This window comes from Salinivibrio socompensis S35 (assembly GCF_000513715.1).
Taxonomy (GTDB): domain Bacteria; phylum Pseudomonadota; class Gammaproteobacteria; order Enterobacterales; family Vibrionaceae; genus Salinivibrio; species Salinivibrio socompensis.
The window spans coordinates 1-10,648 of sequence record NZ_AQOD01000145.1; the positions used below are offsets into that span (position 1 = coordinate 1).

At 49.2% G+C, this 10,648-nt stretch carries 10 protein-coding genes and 1 pseudogene; 8 read left to right on the forward strand and 3 right to left on the reverse strand.

Annotated features, from left to right (window positions below):
- From DZ54_RS22175 to DZ54_RS26315, 4 genes are all read left to right on the forward strand, one after another.
- On the forward strand, positions 1–296 hold a 296-nt coding region (locus tag DZ54_RS22175), incomplete at its 5' end, for a paraquat-inducible protein A (protein ID WP_037354734.1).
- On the forward strand, positions 259–822 hold the full coding sequence (locus DZ54_RS26305; protein ID WP_240474024.1) for an MlaD family protein: 564 nt from the start codon (positions 259–261) through the stop codon (positions 820–822). The genes DZ54_RS22175 and DZ54_RS26305, both read left to right, overlap by 38 nt.
- Positions 806–2,362, forward strand: a complete 1,557-nt coding sequence (locus DZ54_RS26310) for an MlaD family protein (RefSeq protein WP_240474025.1) — start codon at positions 806–808, stop codon at positions 2,360–2,362. The genes DZ54_RS26305 and DZ54_RS26310 overlap by 17 nt, the downstream gene beginning before the upstream one ends.
- Entirely contained in the window at positions 2,359–2,892 is a 534-nt protein-coding gene (locus tag DZ54_RS26315; protein ID WP_240474026.1) for an MlaD family protein, read from the forward strand. The genes DZ54_RS26310 and DZ54_RS26315 overlap by 4 nt, the downstream gene beginning before the upstream one ends.
- A 269-nt stretch (positions 2,893–3,161) precedes the next feature.
- Here DZ54_RS26315 and DZ54_RS0114710 read toward each other — a convergent pair whose 3' ends face one another.
- Positions 3,162–4,001, reverse strand: coding sequence for a CvfB family protein (locus DZ54_RS0114710; protein ID WP_025674894.1), 840 nt, complete (start codon positions 3,999–4,001; stop codon positions 3,162–3,164).
- Positions 4,002–4,159: 158 nt separating this feature from the next.
- Here DZ54_RS0114710 and DZ54_RS0114715 point away from each other — a divergent pair, with 158 nt between their 5' ends.
- The 3 genes and pseudogenes from DZ54_RS0114715 to DZ54_RS0114725 all read left to right on the forward strand — a co-directional run bounded on the left by DZ54_RS0114715 (position 4,160) and on the right by DZ54_RS0114725 (position 7,434).
- The gene (locus DZ54_RS0114715; RefSeq protein ID WP_025674896.1) at positions 4,160–5,629 is read left to right on the forward strand and encodes a protein adenylyltransferase SelO; all 1,470 of its coding nucleotides are present in this window, start codon (positions 4,160–4,162) and stop codon (positions 5,627–5,629) included.
- 215 nt (positions 5,630–5,844) lie between these two features.
- Positions 5,845–6,898, forward strand: a pseudogene (locus DZ54_RS22185) (3-deoxy-7-phosphoheptulonate synthase).
- A gap of 53 nt (positions 6,899–6,951) precedes the next feature.
- The gene (locus tag DZ54_RS0114725) at positions 6,952–7,434 is read left to right on the forward strand and encodes a YajQ family cyclic di-GMP-binding protein (protein WP_025674899.1); all 483 of its coding nucleotides are present in this window, start codon (positions 6,952–6,954) and stop codon (positions 7,432–7,434) included.
- A 90-nt stretch (positions 7,435–7,524) separates the two neighbouring features.
- On the opposite strand, the gene DZ54_RS0114730 is transcribed toward DZ54_RS0114725, so the two are convergent.
- Complete coding sequence (locus tag DZ54_RS0114730) at positions 7,525–8,262, reverse strand: substrate-binding periplasmic protein (protein WP_025674901.1); 738 nt, start codon at positions 8,260–8,262, stop codon at positions 7,525–7,527.
- A 400-nt stretch (positions 8,263–8,662) separates the two neighbouring features.
- On the opposite strand from DZ54_RS0114730, the gene DZ54_RS0114735 reads away from it, so the two are divergent.
- The gene (locus DZ54_RS0114735; protein WP_025674904.1) at positions 8,663–10,354 is read left to right on the forward strand and encodes an NAD-dependent malic enzyme; all 1,692 of its coding nucleotides are present in this window, start codon (positions 8,663–8,665) and stop codon (positions 10,352–10,354) included.
- Between the two features lie 92 nt (positions 10,355–10,446).
- Here DZ54_RS0114735 and DZ54_RS25575 read toward each other — a convergent pair.
- The coding region (locus tag DZ54_RS25575) for a hypothetical protein (RefSeq protein ID WP_205619413.1) at positions 10,447–10,648 on the reverse strand (202 nt) is incomplete at its 5' end.

A 10,648-nucleotide genomic window follows, 5' to 3' on the forward strand; every position in this document is an offset into this window, starting at 1 on the left:
TAGGATTAATATTAATCAGTTTTCGGCGCCGCACTGCCATCACCCCTCGCCAACATATGTGGCTATATCGTGGCGTTAAGTGGATTGGCAAATGGTCAATGATGGACTTATTCGTGATTGCATTTATGGTCGCCTTAGTCGATCGTGGACGTATTATTGACTTTACCCCCGGGCCGGGCGCCATCGCTTTTGGCATCGTCGTGGTATTAACCATGCTCGCCACCGAATTTCTTGATACGCGTTTGATATGGGATCATCATGAGCGACAGACACGACCTACCTTCACCGATCATTAAAACCACGTATGGGCTGTCTCCACTATGGATACTCCCTATACTGGCTCTGGGTTTAGCCGCATGGTTGGTGTTTCAGTCAATCAATGAAGCCGGACAACGGATCCAAATTCTCTTTAGTGATGCCCAAGGGTTGGAAGCTGGACGAACCATTATCCGCTATCAAGGGCTAGAGATCGGAAAGGTGCGCAACATTACTTTGGCTGACGATCTTGATGGTATTTATGTCGATGCCAACATCTATCCGGAAGCCACGCAGCTTTTAACATCTGGTACCCAATTTTGGCTGGTCAAACCTCGCGCCTCCATCACGGGGATCAGTGGCTTAGAAACCTTAGTATCGGGGAACTATATCGCGCTGCAGCCAGGAGACGGCGAGCCTCGCCTGACCTTTACCGCCCGCGATGAGCCGCCGACAGATATGGCAGAAAAGGCAGGAACCACCGTAAAGCTAAGGCACCGACCCTCGCTCACTCAATGTCGGATCGCCGCTTTATTACCGCAAAATTCACGTGGGCGAGGTTTATAGCTATCGCCTCGACACTGACGCGCAAGGCGTGACACTTTCTGCGCTGATTGAACCTCAGTTCGCACACCTACTGAAAGAAAAGACACGTTTTTGGTCGGTCAGTGGGCTGAAAACACGGTTCGATGCCTCAGGCATCGAACTCGAGTTGGATAGTATCGCAAGCTTAATTGCAGGAGGCATTGCTTTCGATTCCCCAGCTGACAGCGCACAATCCGATGCGATTCAGCCATTTCAATTATATTCTAGCCTCGCCCATGCCGCCCGAGGGCACGCTATAAAAATCGCCTTGCCCCAAGATCATGGCCTGCCAGGTCAAGGTACACGCATCACTTATCAAGGGTTAGAAGTCGGTGAAATTACACGTATTGATATGACTGAAAGCCACCCTGATCCTATCGCCACCGCCAAACTCGACCCCAGCATGACCTGGCTATTGAGCCAAGACACACGCATACGGATCGAGCAACCACAAATCGGGTTTGATGGCTTAAAAAACATCGGCAACCTCGTACTTGGCAATTATTTATCTATCGAGCCTGGCTCAGCGGACGCAGCCCACGTCAAGGCGGGCCACCTTTTTACCGCAAGCACTCAGCACCAACAACGTAAGCAACAAGACAATGCATTGACCGTCACCTTGACCGCCGACGATGCTTATGGCCTTAAGCAGCACACAAAAGTGTTACATCGAGGCATCCAGGTCGGTTTTATTGACCACATCGGCTTAAATAAACGTGACAATGTCACAATAGATGTGGTCATCGACCCAAAACATCGTCATTTGGTAAAACAAGCGTCGCAATTTTTCATTCTCGGCGGCATTACCGGTCAACTCTCGGGTGAAGGGCTTGATGTGGTTGTGCCTGCGATGGAACAAATCGCCGATCCGGCACTTAGCTTCACTAGCCAAGGTGCCAAAGGCGTCAATGACTCCTACCCGCTTTATACCTCATCGATCCAGGCGAAACACGCCAAGCAAAACACACAAGGGCAAACACGCTTTACGCTTGTGGCTGATCGCTTACCCAGTATTAGCGAAGGCAGCCCTGTCATGTATCGGAACTTTATCGTCGGTGAGGTGGAGGGTTACCAATTAAACGGTCAGAGTGTCACGATTGCCATTGCCGTCAGTAACCGATACAAGCATTTAATTCATCGCAACACAGTCTTTTGGAATCAATCTGGACTGGATATCAAAGCCAATTTAAGTGGCGTCGAAATTAACACAGGCTCGGTACGTTCACTGCTCAACGGCGGCATCGCGTTTGCCGATATGCCAGGGATCAGTAATCAACGCCAGGGAGAGTGGAAGCTCTACCCTTCCAGACAAGAAGCGGCCCAATACGGCGTTGATATTACGTTGACGGTAAACCAAGCCAATGGGATAAAAATAGGCAGTGCTATTCGCTATCAAGGTGTCGATGTTGGCGAAGTGATCGATATGTCGCCAAATTTCAGCCAAGAGCAGGTCCGTATACAAGCACGGCTCTACCCGAAATATAACAACCCTTGGCGCGTCAAGGGAGTTATTTCTGGTTGACGCAGCCCGTATTAAGTCTGACCAAAACCGAAAACTTAGACTCCTTATTTGGTACGTATATCTCCGTCGAGCCGGGCCGAGGGGAATTTTCTCAGCAGTTTATCCTTCATGATACGCCTAAGTACCCGCAAGGACTCACATTGATCCTAGAGAGTGATGCGCGCCATTCAGTGACCACGGGGACGCCCGTACTCTATCGAGAGATAGAAGTCGGTACCGTCGCTACAGTGACACTCGGCGAACTCGCCGATCGCGTTTTGTTCGAATTACACATCGCCCCCGAATATACCTACTTAGTTCGCGAGAATTCTGTGTTTTGGAACCAGTCGGGGGTCGATGTATCGATTGGGTTAACCGGTGCCGATTTAAAAAGCGGTACCATTGATAGCTTGCTTAAAGGCGGAGTTGCTTTCTCAACCCCTGACGACCAACCGCTTCAGCCTATCGCTCAAGATCAACACCATTTTTTACTTCACAAAGAAGGTAAACAAGCGTGGAAGGCATGGCAGACCCCCATTCCCAAGCCATGAGCATCAGGGCATCAGGGCATCAGGGCATCACGGACCTAAGATGATGCCTGATGCCCTTATATCGTTGTTGCGCACATCGCGTTCAATGGCAAAGATGACAAAACACACTCACGCGCTGGCAATACGCTACTGATAGACTACACTTTAGTGAAATAAGCGTTAAATTTGCATCTGGCTCTCGTGAGCCTTTTCCCTAAGCCCGGAACAGAGGACGTACCGGGCATTTTTTTGTTTGTATCAAGTGACAGTGTCACGCAATCGTTCTATCGCTATTCAGACCCGATCAAGTAAATTCCATCGTGTTCAATCCGGATTTTTCGCTGTTTATATAAACCACCCAATGTCTTTTTGAAGGTCGCTTTACTGGTGCGAAATAAGGCGAAAATAGCGTCAGGCGAGCTTTTATCATTAAGAGGTAAGAAGCCGTCTTTCTTTTCCAGCGTTTGTAAGATTTTGTCACCCAATTCGTCGACACGGGCTTTACCTGGCTTTTGTAGCGACAAATCCATTTTACCATCGTCACGCACATGTTTGACGTAGGCGCTGAGCTTTTTACCAATAAACAGCTTACCAAACGCTTCAGCGCGATAAATCAGCCCCCAGTGTTGATTATCGACCACACACTTGTAGCCTAAATCGGTGTTATCCGTGATCAGTACCGTAACCTTGTCACCCTTCTCTACTTTGGGCTGCGCATCACTAATAAACTTGTTAAATTTACGACTCGCAACGATACGCCCTGACGCCTTGTCGGTATAAATACGCACAACATACGGTTTGCCTTCTTCCATGCGCGTCCGTTGCTCGCTAAACGGCACCAGCAGGTCTTTACTCAACCCCCAGTCGACAAACGCGCCCACTGAATTGACGCCCACACACCGCAACGATGCAAATTCACCGACCTGGGCATACGGCATTTCTGTGGTCGCAATGATGTCATCTTCAGAATCGAAATAAATAAACACATCAAGGTCATCACCAAGTTGTGTATTCTGTGGGACATAACGCTTTGGGAGGAGGATATTGCCGAAGTCATCACCATCCAGGAACACGCCAAAGTCTACCTGTTTGACGACGGTGAGCGTATTAAATTGGCCTAGTTTAATCATTGTATCAACACGATAAAAAATAATGCCCATGAGTATACGCAATTTACACCTTAGATGCGTTGCTGATCTCACCAGTTGTAGAAAAAATACCCTTACTTTCTGTCTCTTGTTAGTCACCGTCACCCTGTTAGGCTAACGAGAGCAACCAAGGGGGACACATGGCAGTATTTAATGGTGAAAATATTCGGTTTAGTTTTAGCCAGTTGGGCAGCGCATTCGGCAAAGCCGTCACACCCACGCCGCTCGAGAACGGACGGATTTTGACCTACGACGCCACATTGGCGGAAAAACTCGGCTTAACCGATGCCGACATCAAAAGCGATACCTTTCGCGCGTTATTATCGGCAGAGCAACCCTTGGCCGGCCGTACGCCTTTTGCCATGAAATACACAGGGCATCAGTTTGGTCAATACAATCCAGAGCTAGGTGATGGACGTGGTGTGTTACTGGGAGAATGGCGCGATGACACCGGAACACTGTGGGATTGGCACCTAAAAGGCGCGGGTAAAACACCGTATAGCCGCCATGGCGATGGCAGAGCCGTGCTGCGATCAACGCTGCGTGAATATTTAGCCAGTGCCGCGATGCGCGGGCTTGACATCCCAACTACTCAGGCGCTTGCCATGGCCACCAGCGACACGCCGGTCATGCGCGAGCGCATCGAGACTGCCGCAACCTTACTCCGAATCACGGAAAGCCATGTCCGTTTTGGCCATTTTGAGTATTTGTTTTACAGCCAACAGCACGACGCATTACACACGCTAGCTGACTATGTGATTGCACGCCACTTTCCTGAGCTTGCCGATGCCGAGAAACCGTATGCGGCATTGTTGCAAGAAATCGTCGAGCGTACAGCAGAAATGATCGCCAAATGGCAAGCGGTCGGTTTTAACCATGGGGTGATGAATACCGACAACATGTCGATTCTGAGTCAAACCTTTGACTATGGCCCTTATGCCTTTTTGGATGATTTCAACCCCAGCAATATTTGCAATCATACCGATTACACCGGACGCTACGCGTTCAACCAACAACCCGCCATTGGACTTTGGAACCTATCGGCATTGGGCTACGCGTTCACGCCGTTGCTCGACAGTGAGGTGATCAACGACATTCTCGGCGGCTATGAACAGCATTTACAAGTGGCATACAGCAAAGCCATGCGTGATAAATTAGGCCTACCGGACGCACAGCAAGGTGATAGCCGTTTGTTTAATGCGCTCTTTGCCTTGCTGGAGACCAATCGGGCAGATTACACCCTCTTCTTTCGCCGACTCAGTGAAATTGAAAGCGATTTACTCGTCACCGCACAAACCCTCAGTCAGTTTTCTGAGCTCATCGCTGACACCGATAGCTTGAGTGAATGGCTTAGTGAGTACCATCAGCGTGTTCATCACCTTGACTCGCACGCGCGACTTCAGTGTATGCAGGCAACAAACCCTCGGTTTATTTTACGTAACTATTTGGCTCAGCAAGCCATTGATGCCGCAGAGCAAGGTGACATGCAGCCTACGCACGATCTTATCACTGTGTTATCGGCGCCCTTTGATGCACACCCGTCACTTGCCCACCTCGCACAACGTCCCGCAGATGAAGACAAAGATCTAACGTTGAGTTGTTCATCGTAGTTCTGGGTAGTGCAAGTGCAGATTGACGAGAGTGAGTGACAGGGTCATATAATAGCGCTGCAATTATGGTCACGCGTAACCTATCGGTGGGCGTGACACCTTCCAGCCCTGGAAGAAAAAATCCAACAGATATCACATTGATGCTTTCACAGGCCGCTTTTTTTGCTATCTTACTGGCTTCGCAACAGATAAAAATGTGAGGAAGGCTGTCCTCTATGCCACTGAAAACTGACGAGCTTCGAACCCGCGTGGTTGATACCATGCCTACGCCTGCAGAGGTGGAAGCTGCCCATCCCATCACCGACAGTGTTGCTCACCATATTACCACCGCACGGCGCGCTATCAGCGATATTCTCAATGGCCAGGATTCTCGGCTATTAGTGGTTGTTGGCCCTTGCTCGATTCATGATCCGGATGCGGCGCGTGATTATGCAGCAAAACTCAAAGCCCTTGCCGATCAATATACCGACCAATTATTGGTGGTAATGCGCACTTACTTTGAAAAACCGCGCACGGTTGTCGGCTGGAAAGGTCTAATCAACGACCCCCACCTCGACGGCAGCGGTGATATTCGTGCCGGGCTATTCACTGCGCGTGAGTTACTGCTCGATATCAATAAAACGGGCCTCCCGACTGCTACCGAATTTCTCGATATGATTACCGGTCAGTATATTGCTGATTTGATCAGCTGGGGCGCGATTGGGGCGCGAACCACCGAATCGCAAATCCATCGCGAGATGGCATCAGCCTCTCAAGCCCCGTTGGATTTAAAAATGGCACCGATGGTAATATTCGTATTGCCGTCGACGCCATTCGTGCGAGCCGTGAATCGCACCTTTTCTGCTCGCCGGACAAACACGGCGCCATGACGATTTATCGCACCGCTGGTAACCCCGACGGTCATGTTATTTTGCGCGGGGGGCATCAACCGAATTATTACGCGCACGATGTGCAGGCAGCCGCGAAGACGCTAGCTGATTTTGGCTTACCCGCCAAGCTTGTGGTTGACTTTAGCATGGTAATTGCCAAAAACAGCATCATCGTCAATTAGAAGTGTGTGCCAATATCGCTGCACAAATTCAACATGGCGAGCAAGCGATTGCGGGCATTATGGCTGAGAGTTTTTTACAAGAAGGTAATCAAGCAATGGGAGATGCCGAGTCACGCATCTATGGCCAGTCAATTACCGACCCTTGCCTCAGCTGGGAAGATACCGAGCATCTGTTGGCACAGCTGGCTAACGCTGTCACGGCGAGAAAAAATATATAACCATTTATTGATCATGGGTATGTCCAGTGCATGCCCCCAACCAGGATAAGACTATGCCTTCGTTTGATATTGTGTCTGAAATTGACAAAGTTGAACTCAAGAACGCCGTTGATAATGCCAATCGAGAACTGGCAACACGGTTTGATTTTCGTGGTGTGGAAGCCAGTTTTGACTTGGATAAAGAAGCCGTAAAAGTGATTGCTGAGGCTGATTTTCAAGTTAATCAAATGATGGATATGCTCCGCAGCAACTTGGCCAAGCGAGGCGTCGATGCACGCGCGATGGATAGTCAGGAAATGGTCCATTCCGGCAAGAGCTTTTCACAACTGGTGAAGTTCAAAAACGGCATAGAGACGCCAGTGGCGAAACAAATCACCAAAGCCATCAAAGATGCCAAGATGAAGGTACAAACACAAATTCAGGGTGAGCAAGTGCGCGTTACCGGTAAAAAGCGTGACGATTTACAGGCGGTTATTCAATTGATCAAAGATAGCGATTTTGAGCAACCTTTTCAGTTTGAGAATTTTCGCGACTAACCGTTCATATTGGGCTAACCGTTCATATTTGGGCGAGCAAACTAAAAACGGGCGCTTTACGCACCCGTTTTGTCGTTCTATCAGCACGCTTTACTTATACTTATTTTTTATCTCATCGAGCGTGCCGTCCATGATCGCTTGGTCAACGCCCGCTTGGAGTTTTTCAACATAGCTGTCTGGTGTGTTATTACTCAAGCTGTAGTAAAGTTGAGATTCGTTTAACACATGTACCACCTCAAACTGGCTCGTATCAATATTGCTCTGGCTCATGATATACGCACTCACGTTTTCTTCGTAAGCCCACATATCGACCCGGCCCGCGGCTAGCTGCTTTGCCAATAAATCTGGCTTTGGTGACAAGCGCAGTACACTTTGATCCACGCCCATAGAACGCAATAGATGCTCACCAACATCGTCACGCACCACACCAACTTTATAATTAGTGAAATCACTCGCGTTGTTGATCGTTATCCCCTTGCTCTTCGGCGCCCAAACCACAATTTTGGTATCAGTAATCGGTCCAACCCATTTAAATTTATCTTCACGCTCATCGGTGCGCGTGGTTGAGAAAAGGACAGTATTTGGATCAGACAAAGCAGTCGCATAGCCACGCGCCCACGGTTGCAGTTTCACTTGATCACGGCTAATCGGTTCACCCGCCGCTTTAGTGGCGGCCTCGAGAAAATCAACCGCAATCCCTTTTAACTCACCACGCTCTTCATAATTGAACGGGGGATACACCTCAGTAATATAATCTAAATCGCTTAAATTAGCGGCGAGTGTCGTGGTTGAAAAAACCAGCAAGCTGGCGGCGATAAGTGACTTCATTGGACTACCTCTCTTTACCTTCCATTAAATGTGTACAGCCAACATCTTATTATTCGCTTTCAGTCGATTGTTGACGGCCACCGTGTGACGGCCACCGACCAGTTGATTTTAACTTGGCTGTTGCAACCAATATACCAAGTATAGACGCCTCGGCCTTCTCTTGCGCAATTCTGATCATGTATGTGATCTAAACCCACGCCACACAATGCGGTAAAAAAGTTGAATTAGGTCACCATTCATGACTAAACTTTACCCCTTATTACAAATCGCTTGGGGCTATCGCCGCCGCGTCACGCACAAACGCGTTCGGCAAAGGACATTAAACGCCATGAAGGCCTATGATAACGCCCAACATTCGTCATCTCTATCCAACGAAAAGAAATATCGAGTCTGATCATTCATGAATAACCAAAAACGTCCTCTTTATATCCCCTACGCGGGACCAGCCTTACTCGAAACGCCCTTGTTAAACAAAGGTAACGCATTCAGTGTCGAAGAGCGCAAATTCTTTAACTTAGAAGGGCTATTGCCAGATGCGATAGAAAGCATTGAAGAACAAACAGAGCGCGCCTACCAGCAATACCAACGTTTTGAAAACGACATTGATAAACATATCTACCTCAGAAATATTCAAGACACCAATGAAACGCTGTTTTACCGACTGGTATCGAACCACATCACCGAGATGATGCCGATTATCTATACCCCGACGGTCGGGGCCGCGTGTGAGAGCTTTTCCAGTATTTATCGTCGCGGTCGTGGTTTGTTTATTTCCTACCCAAACCGTGATCGCATTGATGATGTTTTAAACAATGCCTCGCGCCATAATGTCAAAGTGATTGTCGTCACCGATGGCGAACGCATTTTAGGGTTGGGCGATCAGGGGATCGGGGGGATGGGGATCCCGATTGGTAAGCTATCGCTGTACACCGCATGCGGCGGGATAAGCCCGGCTTATACCCTCCCCATTGTCTTGGACGTCGGGACAAACAACCCACAACGGCTCTCTGACCCTATGTACATGGGATGGCGCCACACTCGAATTAGTGGCCAAGAGTACGATGCATTCATTGAAGAGTTTATCCAAGCGGTACAACGCCGCTGGCCAGAAGCCTTAATCCAATTTGAAGATTTCGCGCAAAAGAATGCCATGCCAATCCTGGAGCGGTATAAAGACAAGGTCTGCTGCTTTAATGATGACATTCAAGGGACCGCAGCCGTCACCGTGGGCTCATTAATTGCCGCGTGTAAAGCAGCAGGCACTAAGTTGTCTGAGCAACGGATCACCTTCTTAGGCGCAGGATCTGCCGGTTGTGGCATCGCCGAAGCCATCATTGCACAAATGGTCTCGGAAGGCATTTCAGATGAACAAGCTCGCTCTCGTGTGTATATGGTCGACCGCTGGGGCCTATTAGTGGATGCGATGCCAAACCTGCTCGATTTCCAACAAAAGCTGGTACAAAAAAGCGGTGCGCTATCAGATTGGCAGCTAGAAGATAGCAACATCTCGCTGTTAGACGTGGTTCGAAATGCGAAACCGACCGTCCTCGTCGGCGTGTCGGGTGCGCCAGGGCTATTTACTGAAGATGTGATCAAAGCGATGCATACAACCTGCCCACGTCCGATCATTTTTCCCCTGTCTAACCCAACCAGTCGGGTCGAAGCAACGCCATTTGATATTTTGCGTTGGACCGATGGCCAGGCGCTGGTTGCGACGGGAAGTCCGTTTGAGCCTGTCCGTTTAGATAACGGGAAAACCTTCCCTATCGCACAGTGTAACAACAGCTATATTTTCCCTGGGATCGGTCTTGGCGTATTAGCTGTCGGTGCCTCTCGTGTCACCGATGGCATGCTGATGGCTTCATCGCGAGCACTGTCTGAGTGCTCTCCCCTGGCGAAGCGCGGTATCGGCGCCCTGTTGCCGCCGCTGGAGGACATTACTCACGTATCCAAACGAATTGCGTTCGCGGTTGCCAAAGAAGCGATTAAGGAAGGTATCGCGGCTGAACTGTCTGATGAGGCACTGAAAAAGCGTATCGAGGAGAGTTTTTGGTCGCCCGAATACCGGGCTTACAAGCGCACCTCATTTTAACTAAAGACTGACAGAAAAAAGCGCCTACTCAGGCGCTTTTTTTGCTAATATTCCACCCACTTGCCGCACCCGCTATCATCGAGTGCAGTCCGTCAAAGAAAAGGGATAAAGCGCACCATGCTCTCCGGCGCCTCACTCGTCAGGCGATAATGATATTGATTATACTCATCGCCCTTACTGTTGTCCTCATGGCCACCAGCGATATTGCAATTACGCTTAATGCTAAAGGGCGTGTCTACAAAGATGTCGACATATTGCCTAACGGCAAGTAGGCTTGGTACTCGGCACCAGTAA

Coding starts and splice junctions, on each gene's coding strand:
- DZ54_RS26305 (WP_240474024.1), top strand. CDS start 259: ATGAGCGACAGACACGACCTACCTTCACCGATCATTAAAACCACGTAT.
- DZ54_RS0114710 (WP_025674894.1), bottom strand. CDS start 4,001: ATGATTAAACTAGGCCAATTTAATACGCTCACCGTCGTCAAACAGGTA.
- DZ54_RS0114715 (WP_025674896.1), top strand. CDS start 4,160: ATGGCAGTATTTAATGGTGAAAATATTCGGTTTAGTTTTAGCCAGTTG.
- DZ54_RS0114725 (WP_025674899.1), top strand. CDS start 6,952: ATGCCTTCGTTTGATATTGTGTCTGAAATTGACAAAGTTGAACTCAAG.
- DZ54_RS0114730 (WP_025674901.1), bottom strand. CDS start 8,262: ATGAAGTCACTTATCGCCGCCAGCTTGCTGGTTTTTTCAACCACGACA.
- DZ54_RS0114735 (WP_025674904.1), top strand. CDS start 8,663: ATGAATAACCAAAAACGTCCTCTTTATATCCCCTACGCGGGACCAGCC.